The sequence below is a fragment of the Streptomyces yaizuensis genome (assembly GCF_034961445.1).
In the GTDB taxonomy this organism is placed as follows: domain Bacteria; phylum Actinomycetota; class Actinomycetes; order Streptomycetales; family Streptomycetaceae; genus Streptomyces; species Streptomyces yaizuensis.
In genome coordinates, this window is sequence record NZ_BSBI01000002.1 from 710,531 (window position 1) to 727,729 (window position 17,199).

At 73.8% G+C, this 17,199-nt stretch carries 14 protein-coding genes; 4 read left to right on the forward strand and 10 right to left on the reverse strand.

The window, feature by feature from the left end; translation table 11 throughout:
• Positions 1-50 precede the first annotated feature (50 nt).
• Positions 51-656 (reverse strand): hypothetical protein, encoded by a 606-nt coding sequence (locus SYYSPA8_RS06925; RefSeq protein WP_323446054.1) that lies wholly within the window; start codon positions 654-656, stop codon positions 51-53.
• 148 nt (positions 657-804) lie between these two features.
• Here SYYSPA8_RS06925 and npdG point away from each other — a divergent pair, with 148 nt between their 5' ends.
• On the forward strand, positions 805-1,554 hold the full coding sequence (gene npdG, locus SYYSPA8_RS06930; RefSeq protein WP_323446055.1) for an NADPH-dependent F420 reductase: 750 nt from the start codon (positions 805-807) through the stop codon (positions 1,552-1,554).
• A 99-nt stretch (positions 1,555-1,653) separates the two neighbouring features.
• A complete protein-coding gene (locus SYYSPA8_RS06935; protein ID WP_407705921.1) occupies positions 1,654-1,839 on the forward strand; it encodes a hypothetical protein in 186 nt (61 codons plus the stop codon).
• Positions 1,840-1,905: 66 nt separating this feature from the next.
• Here the strand turns inward: SYYSPA8_RS06935 and SYYSPA8_RS06940 are convergent, their stop codons facing one another.
• The 3 genes from SYYSPA8_RS06940 to SYYSPA8_RS06950 form a co-directional block, all read right to left on the reverse strand.
• Positions 1,906-2,115 carry a DUF397 domain-containing protein gene (locus SYYSPA8_RS06940; RefSeq protein ID WP_323446057.1) on the reverse strand — a complete coding sequence of 70 codons (210 nt, stop codon included), beginning with the start codon at positions 2,113-2,115 and terminating at the stop codon, positions 1,906-1,908.
• Positions 2,116-2,188: 73 nt separating this feature from the next.
• Positions 2,189-3,517: a tetratricopeptide repeat protein gene (locus tag SYYSPA8_RS06945; protein ID WP_323446058.1), complete on the reverse strand. Its 1,329-nt coding sequence runs from the start codon at positions 3,515-3,517 to the stop codon at positions 2,189-2,191.
• A gap of 152 nt (positions 3,518-3,669) precedes the next feature.
• Positions 3,670-4,473, reverse strand: a complete 804-nt coding sequence (locus tag SYYSPA8_RS06950; protein WP_323446059.1) for a site-2 protease family protein — start codon at positions 4,471-4,473, stop codon at positions 3,670-3,672.
• 122 nt (positions 4,474-4,595) lie between these two features.
• Here SYYSPA8_RS06950 and SYYSPA8_RS06955 point away from each other — a divergent pair, with 122 nt between their 5' ends.
• Positions 4,596-7,946: an AfsR/SARP family transcriptional regulator gene (locus SYYSPA8_RS06955; protein WP_323446060.1), complete on the forward strand. Its 3,351-nt coding sequence runs from the start codon at positions 4,596-4,598 to the stop codon at positions 7,944-7,946.
• A gap of 59 nt (positions 7,947-8,005) precedes the next feature.
• On the opposite strand, the gene SYYSPA8_RS06960 is transcribed toward SYYSPA8_RS06955, so the two are convergent.
• The 3 genes from SYYSPA8_RS06960 to panB form a co-directional block, all read right to left on the reverse strand.
• Positions 8,006-8,890: an ABC transporter permease gene (locus tag SYYSPA8_RS06960; RefSeq protein WP_323446061.1), complete on the reverse strand. Its 885-nt coding sequence runs from the start codon at positions 8,888-8,890 to the stop codon at positions 8,006-8,008.
• Entirely contained in the window at positions 8,887-9,900 is a 1,014-nt protein-coding gene (locus SYYSPA8_RS06965; protein ID WP_323446062.1) for an ATP-binding cassette domain-containing protein, read from the reverse strand. The genes SYYSPA8_RS06960 and SYYSPA8_RS06965 overlap by 4 nt, the downstream gene beginning before the upstream one ends.
• 188 nt (positions 9,901-10,088) lie before the next feature.
• A complete protein-coding gene (gene panB / locus SYYSPA8_RS06970; RefSeq protein ID WP_323446063.1) occupies positions 10,089-10,949 on the reverse strand; it encodes a 3-methyl-2-oxobutanoate hydroxymethyltransferase in 861 nt (286 codons plus the stop codon).
• Positions 10,950-11,442: 493 nt separating this feature from the next.
• Between panB and SYYSPA8_RS06975 the strand changes: the two genes are divergently transcribed.
• Positions 11,443-12,480, forward strand: coding sequence for an endonuclease/exonuclease/phosphatase family protein (locus SYYSPA8_RS06975; RefSeq protein ID WP_323446064.1), 1,038 nt, complete (start codon positions 11,443-11,445; stop codon positions 12,478-12,480).
• Between the two features lie 102 nt (positions 12,481-12,582).
• Here the strand turns inward: SYYSPA8_RS06975 and SYYSPA8_RS06980 are convergent, their stop codons facing one another.
• The 3 genes from SYYSPA8_RS06980 to SYYSPA8_RS06990 all read right to left on the reverse strand — a co-directional run bounded on the left by SYYSPA8_RS06980 (position 12,583) and on the right by SYYSPA8_RS06990 (position 17,188).
• On the reverse strand, positions 12,583-14,340 hold the full coding sequence (locus SYYSPA8_RS06980; protein ID WP_323446065.1) for an NAD+ synthase: 1,758 nt from the start codon (positions 14,338-14,340) through the stop codon (positions 12,583-12,585).
• Positions 14,341-14,434: 94 nt separating this feature from the next.
• Positions 14,435-16,069 (reverse strand): multicopper oxidase family protein, encoded by a 1,635-nt coding sequence (locus SYYSPA8_RS06985; protein WP_323446066.1) that lies wholly within the window; start codon positions 16,067-16,069, stop codon positions 14,435-14,437.
• Positions 16,070-16,156: 87 nt separating this feature from the next.
• Entirely contained in the window at positions 16,157-17,188 is a 1,032-nt protein-coding gene (locus SYYSPA8_RS06990; RefSeq protein ID WP_323446067.1) for a hypothetical protein, read from the reverse strand.
• Between the last annotated feature and the right edge of the window lie 11 nt (positions 17,189-17,199).

Consider the following 17,199-nt stretch of genomic DNA (forward strand, 5'->3'; position numbering starts at 1 on the left):
GGGGCCCCGGCAAGCGAATTAGCAGGCCGGGGGACCGGTCCCCGGCCGGGCTACCAGCGCGGCGGGGGCGGCGAGGTCAGCTGGTCGACCAGCCGGGACACGCGGTCCCGGAACTTGCGCCGCCCCCGCGTCCCCGGCAGGCAGTTCTCCCCGGCCGCCGCGCTGACGAGGTGCTGCACCATGTCCAGATCCACTTCGGGGCCCGGGGACGCCACCGTCAGGGCCTCGTGCGCCAGCTCCGGCAGCTCCCGGTCCCGGCCGCCGATGGCCAGGACGGTCGCGCCCGCCCTACGGGCGTCGTGGACCCGTTCCAGCAGGACGTCCTCCGGCCGCTCGGGGGCCACGACGAGCAGGGTCTCCCCCCGCCGCACGGCATCCAGCCGGGACAGGCCGATCGCCAGATGGGCCGGGTCCCCGGCCCGCGCCCGGTGGCGCACCAGGGTGGGCGCCAGCTCCGGCAGGCCCGACCAGGCGGCCTCGTCCACCAGATGGGCGGCCAGGTGCCAGGGCTCGTACTCCTCGGTGCCCACCAGCAGCAGGCCCCCGCCCTGCGGCACCACCGACGACCGCAGCACCCCCGCGAACCGCCGGGTCGCCGCCGGCCACTCCGTACCCGCGAGGACTTCGCGCAGCAACGCCACTCGTACGGCATCCATGGGCGGGATCCTGCCGTACGGGGTGGACACGCGGCGGGCGGTCGGCGCGGACTCACCCGTTCGTGGCGGCCCACCGCCCCGGACCCCGTGTCCGATACCCGTCCGATACCCCCGAACACCGCCTCTACCAGCGAGTAAGGTCGGCGCCATGACTTCCGAGAACTCCGCGAACCCCACAAGCGACCCGTCCGCCGCGCCGAACACGACGGCCTCCGCCAAGCCCGCGCCCAAGGACCCGTGGGACCTCCCCGACGTCTCCGGGCTCGTCGTCGGCGTCCTCGGCGGCACCGGTGACCAGGGGCGCGGCCTCGCGTACCGGCTCGCCCGCGCCGGACAGAAGGTGATCATCGGCTCCCGCGCCGCCGACCGCGCCGAGACCGCCGCCGCCGCGCTGGGCCTCGGCGTCGAGGGCGCCGACAACGCCGAGTGCGCCCGCCGCAGCGACATCGTCATCGTGGCCGTGCCGTGGGACGGCCACGCCAAGACCCTCGAAGCCCTCCGCGAGGAGCTGGCCGGCAAGCTCGTCGTGGACTGCGTCAACCCGCTCGGCTTCGACAAGAAGGGCGCGTACGCCCTCAAGCCCGAGGAGGGCAGCGCCGCCGAGCAGGCCGCGGCGCTGCTGCCGGAGTCCCGGGTCACCGCAGCGTTCCACCACCTGTCGGCGGTGCTGCTCCAGGACGAGTCGATCGCCGAGATCGACACGGACGTGATGGTCCTGGGCGAGTCCCGCGCCGACACCGACGTCGTCCAGGCGCTGGCCGGGCGGATCCCCGGCATGCGCGGGGTCTTCGCCGGGCGGCTGCGCAACGCCCACCAGGTCGAATCGCTGGTCGCGAACCTGATCTCCGTGAACCGCCGCTACAAGGCCCACGCCGGGCTGCGCGTCACCGACGTCTGAGCCACGCGGGTGCCGGTCCGGTGACCGGAGTGTCCGGGCGAGCGGGGCATGGGGGACACTGAACGGGACGGACAGATCCCCCGACAGGAGCCACCTCCCATGCCCCGCCTCGCTCTCTTCGCCCTCGCCGTGTGCGTCCTCGCCGTCGTCGCGGCCGTGCTCTCCTTCACCCAGGGCATGTGGATCGGGGTCGTCTGGGTGCTGCTCGCCGGCCTCTCCTCGAACATGGCCTGGTACTACTACCGCAAGGCCAGGATCGACCGCGCCCGCTCGGCGACCGGCTGACCACACGAGGCAGCCCCGCCTGCTCCGGAGTGCCGGAGCGTGCGGGGCCGCCGCGTGCTGGGCCGTTCAGAGATCGGCGGACCTGGCGAGGGCGACCAGCCCGGCGAACGCGTCTGCGGAGACCATCATGGCCGGGCCGGCCGGGCTCTTGCTGTCCCGGACGGGGACGGTGCCGGTCGTGGACGCGTAGGCGGGGGCCCACTCGACGCAGTTGCCGCCGTTCTCAGGGCTGTAGGTCGACTTGGTCCACCGGACCGCAGTCAGGTCAACGTCCATCTTGGAGATCCTTCCGGGTAGCGTTGATCAGGTCCAGGAAGCCGCCGGGGACAGCGTGCCCGCCTGCGAGCGTTCAGACCCGCTGGGCGACTCGCTCGCAGAGGTGCCTCGCGGTGGCGTTCGACGCGTAGGGACGAAGGCGCGGGATGATTTCGGCGACCTTCTGATCGACCCTCCCGGATCGCACGCCGGCGCGCTCGTCGAGCACCTTTCCCCACGTGTGGCACGCGGCCTCCAGATGTCCCAGCTCCAGCTGGCGCTCGGCGAGCAGGGCGCCGAAACGGAGACCGCTCACCTGGCTGTCGTCCGAGTCCCGCAACGTGAAATGCAGCTGGAGGGACTCGACACTGCCCGCCACATCCCCTCCCCAATAACGGACCTGGGACGTGGCGTAGGCCAGGGTCGACGGGGCGAAATTCCCGAAACTCCCCGCGCCGCTTTCGGCGATGTCGAGCGCCTTTTCCGTCTCCCTGATGCTGCGCAGCGCTTCCGCCCGGTTTCCCGCCACCGCGTAGCTGTGCGCCCGCTGCCCGCTCATGAAGGCGCGCATACGTGGCCCCGTCTGCGGGGAAGCCGCCGAAGCCGCGTCCGCGAGCCGCACGGCGGTGGGGCCGTGCCCCAGGTCTGCCGCCTGGACCGACATCCCTCGGAGGACATGGCAGTACGTGAGGTGATCGCTGCTCGCGCCCGCCAGTTCCAGCCCCTTGGTGTAGTACTTCTGCGCCAGGCCGCGCAGCCCTTCGTCCACGGCCATCCACCCGGTCAGATAGGACAGGAAGGCAGCGGCCGACAGCATGGCGTGACGGACCTCTGCGGACGCGTCCGCGTGAAGGTACGGGACCACCTCATTGACCAGGAACGCGGCGGCCAGAGGGCGTGCTGTCCGCCCTCCGAAATCGTCGTACATCGATCCCAGCCGCTCGGTCATCCGGGTGACCACGTCGACATCGGCCATCCCTACGCGCACGGCCGATCCGGACTTCACGGCCTCCATCCGTCCCACGACGTCCGGCCAGCCGGGGATCGCCAACGCGACCGAGAAGAGGCTCGCGGCACCGAGGATGCCGCGACGGCCAGGCACTATGTCGGCCGTTCCCAGACGGATGAGTTCGTCCACCGTGCCCGAATGGCCCGCGGAGGCATGGGCGGGCGGCGGGAATCCCGCGTCATCGGCCGTGATCGGGCGTTCCAGTCTCCGGGCCAGTGCCTCAAGAATGAGAGGTCGTGTTTCCTCTTTGGGCAGGAGCCCGCTGATCCACTGGCTGACGGACGGTTGCTGATACTTGGTCGGAGTGCCGCGCTCAGTCCCGATGCGATTGACCGCCATGACGAACTGGCGGTTGGTCCATCCTGCTTCTCGGCGCAGAAGTGCCAGACGTGTGTTCGGTTCCCGGGTCGCCACAGATGGTCAACTCCCAGTGGGGAAGCGGTCGTTCACTGCATTACGCCCTGCTGTGCTTTCCACGGTACTCGCACGCCCGCTGCCCTGTTCTCCCGGCCGTGAACACAGCGAGACGCGATATCCGCCGTACGGGTGACCGAGGGTCGGCTCCCTCAGCTCCCCGCCCCCGCCGCGCAATACGCGTTCTCGCCCTGCCAGAAGCGGTAGTACTCCAGACCGCACGACGGCAGCGGCTCATCGACCCCGAGCACCCTCAGCACCGCGTCCACGCCGTCGAAGAAGACCCGGTTCAGCTCGGGCACGAACAGCAGCGCGAAGACCAGGATCAGACCGAACGGCGCCAGCGGCTCGACCTGGCGGCGGATCCGGTGCGGGAGCCAGGGCTCGATCACCCCGTACCCGTCCAGACCCGGCACCGGGAGGAAATTGAGGATCGCGGCGGTCACCTGGAGCAGCGCCAGGAAGGCCAGCGCGTACCGGAAGACCCCCGGTACGCCGTCCAGCGCGTCCAGCCAGAACGGCGCCGTGCACACCACCGCGAAGAGGACGTTGGTCAGCGGGCCCGCCGCCGAGATCAGGCTGTGGCGCCAGCGGCCCCGGATCCGCTGGCGTTCGATGAAGACCGCGCCGCCGGGCAGGCCGATACCGCCCATGATCACGAAGAGGACGGGCAGGACGATGCTCAGCAGGGCGTGCGTGTAGCGCAGCGGATTGAGCGTCAGATAGCCCTTGCCCGCGATCGTCAGATCGCCGCTGTGCAGCGCGGTGCGGGCGTGCGCGTACTCGTGCAGACAGAGCGAGACGACCCAGGCCGAGGTGACGAAGAGGAAGACCGCGAGCCCGGCCGACGACGCGAAGTCGGTCCACACCGCCCACGCGGAGACCGCCGTCACGGCGGCGATGCCGATGAACACGGGGCTGACGCGCCGATCGCTCGCGCGGTACGCGGTGGACATGGAGGCGGCTCCTGGGCTCCTGGAAGAACGGCGGGCTGCGTGGACCGTGGGACGACCGTACCCGCGCCCGCCCCCGCCACACCCCGGACCGGGCCCGCGCCGGCACCGGGGACAATGAACGGGTGCGTCTGCTGCTGTTCGGCCCCACCGAGATCCGACACGACGACGGGACCCCCGTCCCGCTCGGCGGCGCCCGCCTGCGCGCGCTGCTGACCGTCCTCGCGCTGCGGCCCGGCCGGGCGGTCACCGTCGCCCACGTCGTCGCCGAGGTCTGGGACGGGGACCCGCCCGCCGACGCCCCGGGCGCGGTGCAGGCGCTGGTGGGGCGGTTGCGCCGGGCGATCGGGCGGGACGCCGTGGAGTCCGTGGCGGGCGGCTACCGGCTGCGGGCCGGGGCCGACGACGTGGACGTGCACCGGTTCGACCGGCTGGCGGGGGAGGGGATACGGGCCTTCGAGAGCGGTGACGCGGCCGGGGCTGCGGACCTCCTCGACCAGGCCCTGGGGCTGTGGCGCGGGCCCGTCCTCGCGGACCTCCCCGACCGGGCGGCCCCGGCGGCCCGCTGGGAGGCGCGGCGGCTGGACGCGCGCCGCACCCGGCTGGCGGCGGCGCTCGCCCTGGGCCGGGCCGAGGAGGCCCTGCCCGAGCTGACCGCGCTCTGCGCCGACCACCCGATCGACGAATCCCTCCAGACGCTCCGGCTCACCGCGCTGGAGGCCCTGGGCCGCCCGGCGGAGGCGCTGGCGGCGTACGAGACCTTCCGGCGGCGGCTCGCGAGCGACCTCGGCGCCGACCCGTCCCCGTCGCTCCAGGAACTCCACCGGGCCCTGCTGGCGCCCCCGGCCCCCAACGGCACGGCCCCGGCCCCGCGAACGGACACGAACGACCCGGCCCCGGAGACCCCGCAGGACATACCCGGCCCCGGGCTCGGCGCCCCACCCCCCGCCGCCCGGGGGAATCTGCGGGCCCGGCTCACCTCCTTCGTCGGGCGGGAGGCCGACATGGAGACCCTGCGCGCGGACCTGGGCACGGCCCGGCTCGTCACCCTGCTGGGGTCCGGCGGCTCCGGAAAGACCCGGCTCGCCCAGGAGGTCGCCGAACAGCTCGGGGACCGGGCCCCCGACGGCGTGTGGATGGCCGAACTGGCCCCCGTGCACGACCCCGACACCGTCGCCGAGGCCGTGCTCACCGCCCTCGGCGCCCGCCAGACCGTCCTGCGCGGCGCCGGCGCCGAGGAGCTGCGGGCCGCCGAAGGCCACTCCGACGACCCCCTGGACCTGCTCACCGAGCACTGCGCCCGCCGCCGGATGCTGCTCGTCCTCGACAACTGCGAGCACGTCGTGGCCGCCGCCGCCACCCTCGCCGAACGGCTGCTCCAGAGCTGCCCCGGCCTCACCGTCCTCGCCACCAGCCGGGAAGCCCTCGGCGTCCCCGGCGAGCTGGTGCGGCCCCTCGAACCCCTCCCGGCGCCCACCGCGCTCCGGCTGTTCGCCGAACGCGGCGCGCAGGCCCGCCCCGGGTTCACGACCGACGACGACCCGGAGGCGTGCGCCGAGATCTGCCGGCGGCTGGACGGGCTCCCGCTCGCCATCGAACTGGCCGCCGCCCGGCTGCGGCTGCTCGCCCCGCGCCAGATAGCGGACCGTCTCGACAACCGGTTCCGGCTGCTCACCAGCGGCAGCCGGACCGCGCTGCCCCGGCAGCAGACGCTGCGGGCCGTGGTCGACTGGTCGTGGGACCTGCTGGAGGCCCCGGAGCGGGCCGTGCTGCGCAGGCTCTCCGTCTTCGCGGGCGGCTGCGACCTCCCGGCGGCGGAAGCCGTCTGCCCCGACGACCACCGCACCCCCGACCAGCACGACATCGCGGACGTCCTCGGGTCCCTCGTCGACAAGTCCCTCGTGATCGCCGCCCCCACCGGCCCCGGCGGCGGCATGCGCTACCGCCTCCTGGACACCGTCGCCGCCTACGCCTCCGCCCGCCTGGACGAGGCCGCCGAACGGCCCGCGACGGAACGCCGCCACCTCGTCCACTTCCGTGAACTCGCCCGCACCACCGACCCCCTGCTGCGCGGCTCCGGGCAGCTCGCCGCCCTCGACCTGTTCAGCACCGAGTACGGGAACCTCCGCACCGCGCTGCGCCGGGCCATCGACGCCCACGACGAGGACGAGGCGCTCATCCTCGTCCTCTCCCTCTCCTGGTACTGGCACATGCGCGATCTGCGGGCCGAGGCCCGGCACTGGTCGACCCTGGCCGGCGGGCTCGGCCTCAACCCCTTCGCACCGCCCGTCGCGCCCGCGCCGCCGGTCCACGAGCGGTGCACGGACCACCCGCCGCCGCTCGATCCGACGCTGCTGTGGGAGGCCCGCCGGGGGGTCGCGCTGCTCCGGGTGATCCACGAGAACTCCGACATCGGGGAGTGGACGACCAAGGAGAACCTGAGCCGGATGCGCGGGGTCACCGACGCCTACCGCCCCGGGCTGCCGCAGACCTGCCGCCACCCCGGCCTCCTCTGGTTCTTCGCCCATGTCGTGTCCGGGGACGGCGCGGGGCTGCTGGGGATGCTCAACGAGACCGTCGACGCCTGCCGCCGCCACGGATACGACTGGGAGCTGGCCACCGCCCTCCAGACCCGGGCCAATGTGCTCGCCAACCGGAGCCACTGGGCCGGTGACGCGACCCGGGACGCCGACGAGGCGCTGGCCCTCTTCACCCGCCTCGGTGACCTCTGGGGCGCGGCCGAGGCGCTGTCCGCGCGCGGCGAGGGGTACGAGCGGTCCGGCCGCTACCGGCTCGCCGCCGACGACTTCACCACCGCGATCTCCTACGCGGAACGCATCGGGGCCCAGCTCCAGGTCGGGGTCTTCCGTGCCCGGCTCGGCGGGCTGCTGCTCGAACTCGGCGAGGAGGAGCGCGGGGAGGCGCTGCTGCGCGAGACCCTGGCGGAGCACGAGGCCACCGTCAACGAGTGCACGGCCGCGTGCCGGATCTTCCTCACGCTCCGGCTCGGGCGCACCGGCCGCCGGGACGAGGCCCGGGCCATGGCCGGGCATCTGATCGACCAGTTCGGGGCGAGCAGCCTGGCGATCTTCGAGGGCATGGTGATCGGCCTGCTCGCCTGGCTCGACCTCGGCGACGGCCGCCCGGCGCGGGCGCTGGAGCAGGCCCGGGAGGCGCTGCGCCGGGCCGACGACGCGCTGGGCGCGATGGTCGCCCCGCAGCTCGCGTCGACGCAGCTGGTGACGATGGCCACGGCGCTGATACGGCTCGGCCCCGGCCGGGCGCGGGACGCGGCCCGGCTGCTGGGGGCCTCGGACACCCGGCTCCCGCCCGGCCACTTCTCCACCTCGCACGAGGTGGAGGCGCGGACGGGCGCCGAGGCCGAGGTGCGGGCTGTCCTCGCCGACGCGGAGTACGCGGACGCGTACGCCGAGGGCACGGCCCTGACCGTGATGGAGGCGGGGGAACTGGTCTGAGCCCGACCCCCGTCCGGGCCCATCCCCGTCCCCGTCTCCCACCTCTGTGTACGCGGGACTCAGGTCTTCCGGCAGAACCGGGCGACCGCGAGCGGCGCCGTGGTGAGGGTGATCACCAGCGCCCACCCCAGGGTCCAGGCCACCGGCCCGGCCAGCTCGCCGCCGTGGAGCAGGGCCCGCGCCGCGTCCGCCAGATTGGAGAGCGGGTTGTAGTCGGTGAAGGTCTCCAACCAGCCCGGCATGGTCGATGTCGGGGTGAAGATCGACGAACCGAACTGGAGCGGCAGCACGATCAGCATGGCCAGCCCCTGCACGGCCTGCGGGGTCGGCAGCGCCAGCCCCAGCAGGATGAAGACCCAGATCAGCGAGGCCCCGAAGAGCAGCGAGAGGCCCATCGCGGCGAGCAGGCGCAGCACCGACTCGGGCGTGTCCATGCCCAGCAGGAAGCCCATGCCGAGCAGGATGAACATGGAGAGCGTCATCCGGCCCAGCTCGACCACGACCTTGGCGATGAGCACCGAGGAGCGCGCGATCGGCATGGACCGGAAGCGGTCCATGACCCCCTTCGTGACGTCGTCGTTCACGCCGGTGCCCACCGCCATCGCGATGGACAGGCCCATCATCGACATCAGGCCTGGCACCACGTAGTTCACATAGGAGCCCCCGGTGACCTCGTCGGATATCGCCCCGCCGAAGACGTAGACGAACAGCAGGGTGAAGACGATCGGCGTCAGCAGGGCGTCGGCCATCGACTCGGGGTTCCGCTTGATCTGGAGGGCGTTGCGGCGCACCAGGGCGCCGATGTGCCGCAGATGGGTGCGGAGGGGGAGCCGGCCGTCGGCCGCCGGGGCCCCGGGCCCGCCCGGTGCCGTGCCCCGGGTGGCCGCTGCCCGTGCCGTCTCTGCCGTCTCTGCCGTCTCTGCCGTACGGGTGTCGACGCTCATGCGGCCACCTCCTGGTCCTGCTGCTCCGGGGCACCGGTGATGGCGAGGAAGACCTCGTCCAGGCTGGGCAGTTCCGTGGCGATGTGCGCGATCTCGAAGCCGTGCTCGGCCAGCAGCGCCACCACGGCCGTGAGCTGGGCGTCCGCCAGGATGGGCACCGACAGCAGCGCCGCCTCCCGGTCGACGGTGGCCCCGGCGGGACCGTCGAGTCCCGAGGCGCGCAGCGCCGCCGCCATCTCCTCCAGCCGCTCCGGCTCACCGGGCCGGATCCGCAGGGTCCGGCCGCCGACCCGGGCCTTCAGCTCCTCGACCCGGCCGCCCGCGATGGTCCGGCCCCGGTCGATGACGGTCAGCTCGTCCGCGAGCCGTTCCGCCTCCTCCATGTACTGCGTGGTCAGCAGCACGGTCACCCCTTCCCCCACCATGTGCTGGACCTCGTCCCAGACCTCGTTGCGGGTCCGGGGGTCGAGCCCGGTCGTCGGCTCGTCCAGATAGAGCACGGCGGGCCGGCCGACCATCGACGCGGCCAGGTCGAGGCGGCGGCGCATGCCGCCCGAGTACGTCATCGGGGGCCGCTGCGCCGCGTCCGTGAGGGAGAAGCGCTCCAGCAGCTCGTCGGCGCGGGCGCGGGCGGCGCGGCGGGACAGGTCGAGCAGCCGGCCGATCATGTAGAGGTTCTCCCAGCCGGACAGCTTCTCGTCCACGGACGCGTACTGCCCGGTGAGCCCGATCACCCGGCGCAGCTGCCGGGGCTGGCGCAGCACGTCGTACCCGGCGACGGTGGCGCTGCCCGCGTCCGGTTCGATCAGGGTGGCCAGCGTACGGACGAGGGTGGTCTTGCCGGCGCCGTTGGGGCCGAGGACGCCGAGGACCGTGCCCTCGCGCACGTCCAGGTCGACCCCGTCCAGGGCCTTGGTGGTGCCGTAGTGCTTGACGAGCCCCCGTACCCGGATGGCGGGTGGGCCGCCGGCGGCGGGCCTGGACCCGGTTCCGTTCCCGTTCTGTGTCATGTCCCCACCCTGCGGGGTCCCGCTGACAGAGCGCTGACAGGGCGCCGACAGGGCGCCGACGGACCGCCGACACGCCCCGCCCGGCCCACCCGGGGAACGGCCGACGGCCCGCCTGCGGGGTGGCAGGCGGGCCGTCGGCGCGCGGCTCGGGAGCAGCGGCCCCAGGCGGGGCCGGCGGCTCGGCGGGCTCAGTGGAAGGTGTGCTCCTCCTGCGGGAACGTGCCACCGGAGACATCGTCGGCGAACGCCCGCGCGGCGTCGCCCAGCGTCTGCCGGAGGTTCGCGTACTGCTTGGTGAAGCGCGGCACCTTGCCCGCCGTCAGGCCCACCATGTCCGTCCAGACCAGGACCTGCGCGTCGGTGCCGGGCCCGGCACCGATCCCGATGGTCGGGATGTGGAGCGAACGGGTGACCTCGGCCGCCAGCGCGGCCGGCACCAGCTCCAGGACCACCGCGAAGGCGCCCGCGTCCTGCGCGGCCTTCGCGTCCCGCAGCAGCCGGTGGGCGGTCTCGTCGCTGCGGCCCTGGACCCGGTAGCCCATGGTGTTCACGGACTGCGGAGTCAGCCCGAGGTGGCTCATGACCGGGATCCCGGCCTCCACCAGCAGCTCGGTCTGCGGCAGCGAGCGCTCGCCGCCCTCCAGCTTCACCGCGCCCACCCCGGCCTCCTTGACCAGCCGGGTGGCGCTGCGCAGGGCCTGGACCGGCCCTTCCTGGTACGAGCCGAACGGCAGGTCACCGACGATCAGCGCCCGCTTGGTGCCCCGGACCACGGCGGCGGACAGCAGGGTCATCTCGTCCATCGTGACCGGCACGGTGGTGTCGTAACCGAGGTGGGTGTTGCCCATGGAGTCCCCGACCAGCATGACCGGGATCCCGGCCTCGTCGAAGACGGACGCCGTCATGGCGTCGTAGGCGGTGAGCATCGGCCACTTCTCGCCGCGCTCCTTGGCGGCGGCGATGTCGTGGACGGTGATGCGGCGGGTGCCCTTCCCGCCGTACAGCGCTTTGCTGCTGTCGGCGGGCTTTCGGGCAGCCTGAAGCGTCATGGCCAACGGCTCCTTATGTCATCTCGTGGCGCCCTGACGGCGTCCCCGGACCACTTCCATGGTGGCACTTCGTGTCGTCGGCGGGGAAGGGGCCCCGCCTGGTCACCGAGGGTTCCCCGGCCGACACGCGGCGCGGCCGGGGTGCGAGCGTGGCGCGGCCGGGGCACGGCCGGGGTACGGGCGGGGCACGCCGTGCCGACCCGGGCCCCGCACCGCCGGGACCCGGCGGGCGCATACAGGCCCGTACCGCCCGGATATGGACCGAACCACTCGCGCCGCGCCGGGCGACTGCCCCGGTGTGCCGGAGAACGCCCGCAATTGTGCTGATGCGGTAACACCATCCCCACCTGGACCGATTCGAGGAACCGCGCACGCCTCCCATTCGTCATGAGCACAGAACGGCCGCCCCCCGGGGCGGCACGACAAGTACCGTCATCACCTAGGGTCTTCCGCGAGGCTTGTGTGACGGCAGCAAGGTGTAAGGGACAGCTCCATGACGCAGACGTTCACGACGGAGACCGGGAACAGCGACCCCGAGGGTCCCGCCCCCCGATCCCGCCTCCGACGTCTGCGGGACCGCGTGCACGACCGGCTCCGCGACGACCCCGGCATCTGGCGGCGCGGCATCGTCCTCGCCGTATGCGCCGCGCTGCTCGCCCTGCTGATGGGCCTTCACGCGCACATCCCCAACCGCTACGGCAGCCTCGGCTCCCTCAGCGAGACCTTCCTGCCCTGGCTCGGCGTCGTCTTCCTGCCGGTGCTGCTCGCCGCCGCCCTCTGGCGGCGCTCCGCCACCGCCCTGATCGCCCTGCTGCTCCCCGGCGTCGTCTGGCTCGACCTCTTCGGCGGGCTGCTCACCGACAAGTCCTCCGGCGGCGGCGATCTGACGGTCGCCACCCACAACGTCAACGCGGAGAACAGGGACCCCGTGGGCACCGCCCGAGAGGTCGCCGCCTCCGGCGCGGACGTCCTCGCGCTCCAGGAGGTCGCCCAGGGGCAGGGCCCGGTGTACGCGAAGGCCCTCTCGGGCAGTTACGCACACCACTCCGTGCAGGGCACCGTGGGCCTGTGGAGCAAGTACCCGCTGACCGACGCCCGGCCGGTGGAGATCGGCATGGGCTGGCCCCGGGCCATGCGCGCCACCGTCAAGGCGCCCCAGGGCGACATCGCCGTCTACGTCGCCCACATGCCGTCGGTCCGGGTGAAGTTGAAGGCCGGCTTCACCGCCGGGCAGCGCGACCGCAGCGCGGACGCCCTCGGCCGGGCGATCAGGCATGAGCGGATCGAACGGGTGGTGCTGCTCGGCGACCTCAACGGCACCATGAACGACCGCGCGCTGAACGCGATCACCTCGCAGCTGCGGTCGACGCAGGGCGCGGCGGGCGACGGCTTCGGCTTCAGCTGGCCCGCGTCGTTCCCGATGGCCCGGATCGACCAGATCATGGTGAAGGGCGTCGAACCCGAGTCCTCCTGGACGCTGCCCCGCACGGGCAGCGACCATCTGCCCATAGCGGCCAGGATCACGCTGTAGCTCTCTGCGGATCGGGCGGTACGGGCGGATCCGGCCGATCGGGCGGTACGGGCCCGGCTCCGGCGGCCGGGCTCGTGTCCGTGTCCGTGTCCCCGGGGCGGGTCAGTGCGTGGTCTCGCGCCAGCGGTTCGTGATCGGCAGCCGGCGGTCCTTGCCGAAGCCCTTCGCGGAGATCTTCGTCCCCGGCGGGTACTGCCGGCGCTTGTACTCGGCGGTGTCCACCAGCCGCAGCGTCCGCGCCACCAGCTCCTCGTCGAACCCGGCGGCCACGATCGCGTCCTTGCCCTGGTCGCGGTCGACGTACAGCTCCAGGATCCGGTCCAGGACGTCGTAGTCCGGCAGCGAGTCGGTGTCGACCTGCCCCGGGCGCAGCTCGGCGCTGGGCGGCTTGGTGATCGACGCCTCCGGGATGGGCGGGGTCTGCCCGCGCTCCTCGGCGGCCCGGTTGCGCCAGCGCGCCAGCCGGAAGACCGTCGTCTTGTAGATGTCCTTGATCGGGCCGTACGCGCCGACCGAGTCCCCGTACAGCGTGGAGTACCCCACCGCCAGCTCGGACTTGTTGCCCGGCGCGAGCACGATGTGGCCCTCCTGGTTGGAGACGGCCATCAGCAGGGTGCCCCGCAGCCGCGACTGGAGGTTCTCCTCGGCGAGCCCCGTCAACGCCAGCGAGCCCATGTACGCGTCGAACATGGGCGCGATCGGCACCGTACGGAAGTTGAGGCCGGTGCGCCGGGCCAGTTCGGCGGCGTCGTCCTTGGAGTGGTCCGAGGAGTACTTCGACGGCATCGAGACGCCGTACACGTTCTGCGCGCCGACCGCGTCGCAGGCGATCGCGGCGACCAGCGCCGAGTCGATACCGCCGGAGAGTCCGATGAGGACCGAGCGGAAGCCGTTCTTCGCGGCGTACGCGCGGAGCCCGACGACCAGTGCCGAGTAGATCTCCTCGTCGTCGTCCAGCCGCTCGGCGTAACCGCCGGACAGCTCCGGCACATAGGCGGGCAGCGGGTCGGCGGAGATCACGACGTGGTCGATGCGCAGCCCGTCGTCCACCACGCCGGAGGGGATCTCCGCAGCGGCGGCGGGCAGCTCCAGATCGAGGACGACACAGCCCTCGGAGAACTGCGGGGCCCGCGCGATGACCTCGCCGGAGGCGTCGACCACGATCGAGTCGCCGTCGAACACCAGCTCGTCCTGGCCGCCGATCATGGCCAGATAGGCGGTGACGCACCCGGCCTCCTGGGCGCGCTTGCGCACCAGCTCCAGCCGGGTGTCGTCCTTGTCCCGCTCGTACGGCGAGGCGTTGACCGACACCAGCAGCCCGGCACCGGCGGACCGGGCGGCGGGCACCCGGCCGCCCTCCTGCCACAGGTCCTCGCAGATGGCGAGGGCCACGTCGACACCGTGCACCCGGATCACCGGCATGGTGTCCCCGGGGACGAAGTACCGGAACTCGTCGAAGACGCCGTAGTTCGGCAGATGGTGCTTGGCGAAGCTGAGCGCCACCTCGCCCCGGTGCAGCACGGCGGCCGCGTTGCGGGGCGCCCCGGCGGGCTGGCCGAAGCGGGGCTGCGCCGCCTCGGAGCGGTCGAGATAGCCGACGATCACCGGCAGCTCGCCCAGCCCCTCGTCGGCCAGCCGGGCCGCGAGCGACAGCAGGGCGGACCGGGAGGCCGCGACGAAGGAGGACCGCAGCGCCAGGTCCTCGACGGGATAACCGGTCAGCGCCATCTCGGGGAAGGCGACGAGATGCGCCCCCTGTTCGGCGGAGTGCCGGGTCCAGCGCACGATCGACTCGGCGTTGCCGGAGAGATCGCCGACGGTCGAGTCGATCTGATTCAGGGCGAGACGAAGTTGAGGCACGCCGCCCAGTGTAATCGTCTTTCTGACGCGATGTGGGGGGCGGGTGGTGTGGGGCGCCCCACGGTCCCCCCCCGGGGCGGGGGCGCCCCGGGGGTCACTTCCGGTAGCCGAGGACCGTCATCATGCCGGCCTCCGCGTGGTAGACGTTGTGGCAGTGGATCATCCACAGGCCCGGGTTGTCGGCGTCGAAGTCGACGGTGAGCGTCCCGTTCGGGAGGATCACGGCGGTGTCCTTGCGGGCCCCTCCCGCCGTGTGCGCGAGCGCGAAGGTGTGCCCGTGCAGATGGAGCGGGTGCCACATCTTCGTGGGGTTGCGGAACACCAGCCGGACCCGCTCCCCGGCGCGGACCCCGTGCGGGATCGTACCCGGGGCGTACGGAGCGTTGTCGAAGGCCCAGTCGTACTGCGCCATCCCGCCGGTCAGCTCGATCTCGACGGTCCGGTCGGGGGTACGGCGCCCCAGCGCCACGGAGGCGTCCGCCCGCAGCCGGTCGGCGGTCAGCAGCCGCCGGGACAGCTCCCGGGGCCGGGTCCGCGCGGTGGGCGCGGCACCGGAACCCGTCCGCAGCACCGCCAGCGCCGACGCCTTCTTGCCCTCGGCGACGGCGGTCAGCGGGAAGACGCCGTCGCCCGCCGTCACCAGCACGTCGTACCGCTCGCCCATGCCGAGGAGCAGCGCGTCGGTACGGGCGTGGCGCACCGGGAAGCCGTCGGTGTGCGTGACGGTCAGCTCATGGCCGCCCAGGGCGACCCGGAAGGCCGTGTCGCCGCCCGCGTTGACGATCCGCAGCCGGATCCGGTCGCCGGGCTTCGCGGTGAACACGGACGGGTCGTCGGGGGTGCGGCCGTTGACCAGGTAGTGCGGGTAGGCCACGTCCCCGGCGTCGCCGCCGAGGATGTCGCTGCGCGCGCCCATCATCATCCGCGACGGGCTCTTGGGGTCGGGGCTGCGGCGCAGCGACACCGGCGTGATCCCGCCGTGCCCCTCGTGGCCGCCTCCGCCCATGCCGCCGCGCAGCTCCTCCAGGACCGCGTCGGGGGTGGAGCCGTCCACGCCGTCGACCCAGTCGTCCAGGACGACGACCCACTCCCGGTCGTACGCCAGCGGCTCCTTCGGGTCCTCGACCACCAGCGGCGCGTACAGGCCACGGTCCTGCTGGACCCCGGAGTGCGGGTGGAACCAGTAGGTGCCCGGGTGCGCCAGGGCGAAGCGGTACGTGAACTCCGCGCCCGCCGCGACGGGCCGCTGGGTGAGGCCGGGGACGCCGTCCATGTCGTTGCGGAGCGCCAGGCCGTGCCAGTGCAGGGAGGTCGCTTCGGGGAGGTTGTTGGCGAGGGTGAGCGCCAGGGTCTCCCCGGCGGTGGCCCGGACCTCGGGGCCGGGCAGCTCCCCGCCGTACGCCCAGGAACGGACCGAGCGTCCGCCGCCCAGCTCCAGGGTCGCGGCGGTCGCGGTCAGCCTGACCTTGCGTTCGCGTCCGCCGCGCCGGGCGGCCTCGGCGGCGGCGACCTCCGGGCCGTCGGGGGCGACGAAGCCGGTGGGTGACGTGGTGGCGCCCGGCGATGTGGTGGGGCTTGCGGCGGGGGCCTTGCCGCCGCCGTGCCCCGCGTGTCCGCCGGAACCGGAACCGGAACCGGATCCGGAGCCCGAGCAGGCGGCGAGGACGCCGGTGCCGGCGGTGGCGAGGGAGGCGCCGATGAGGGAACGGCGGGTGATGGGCGTACGCATGACGAAGTGCACCTCGTGGTGGTGTCGGAGAAGGCATACGGATACGGCCGTGTGCGCCCCGGGGAGAGCGGGGGCGCGGTACGGCTGCTAGATCCGCAGCACCGACAACCGGGTGAGCGCGGCGCGGGGCGGCGGCGCCCGGGGCGTGTCGGCCCCGCCGGCCCGGGCGCCCGCCACGGGGGCGCGATCCCCGGGCCCGCGCCGCCGCAGCCAGCCGCCGGCGCCGACGAGGACGACGCCGACCGCGCCGAGGACGGCGAGACACACCAGCGCGGGATTCATCCCGTGCCCGCCCCCGCCCTGCCCGCCGGCCTCGTGCCCGGCCCGCTCGGGGGCGTCGACCACGAGGGGACCGTGCCCGGTATGGCTTCCGGGACGAGGGCCCGAGCCGGGGCCCGCGCCGGGGGCCGGGGCCCCACCCTCCGGACGGTGGGCTCCGGCCGTTCCCGCGAGGGGGCCCGGCGGGCTGTCCTGCCCGGAGGGGATGTGTGCCGGTACGGGGTGGGCGGCGGCGCTGTCGGTGCCGTGTCCGGCGGGTGCCGCCAGGGTGGCCGGGAGGGGCGTGGTGGTCCCGGGGCCGGTCGCCCCTGGCCGGTCGTTCTGTCCGGTGGGCATGTGCGCCCGTACGGCGTCGGCAGGGACCCGGTCGGTGCCGTGCCCGGTGGGTGTCACCCCGGTGGCCCGGCCGGGGCGGAGGTCTCCGGTGGCGGTCGCCCCTGGCGGACCGTCCTGCCCGGTGGGCGTGCGTGCCGGTACGGATGGTGCGGCGGGACGGTTCGTACCCCGGCCCTCGGCGGCATGCCCGGTGGGTGTCACCCCGGTGGCCCGGGCAGGGGCCTGTGGGCCGACGGCAGCAGCCCCGGCCGCCGTCGCGCCCGGGGCGCCGTGCGCGGTGGCCGTGTGCCCCGGGCCGTCCCCGGCCCGGGGATCCATGGCCGCGCCCGGGGCCGGACGCACCGGCTCCGGGGCGGGCCGCGCGTGCGGCGGCGGCCCCGTGACGGCGTGGTCCGCCGCCGTGGCCCGGGAGGGGTGGCCCACCGTGTGCATCGTGGCCAGGCCGAAGAGCAGCGCGATCAGCAGCAGCAGCCGCCCCGCGTACCCGTTCCGCCCCCACGTCATGATCTGCATCT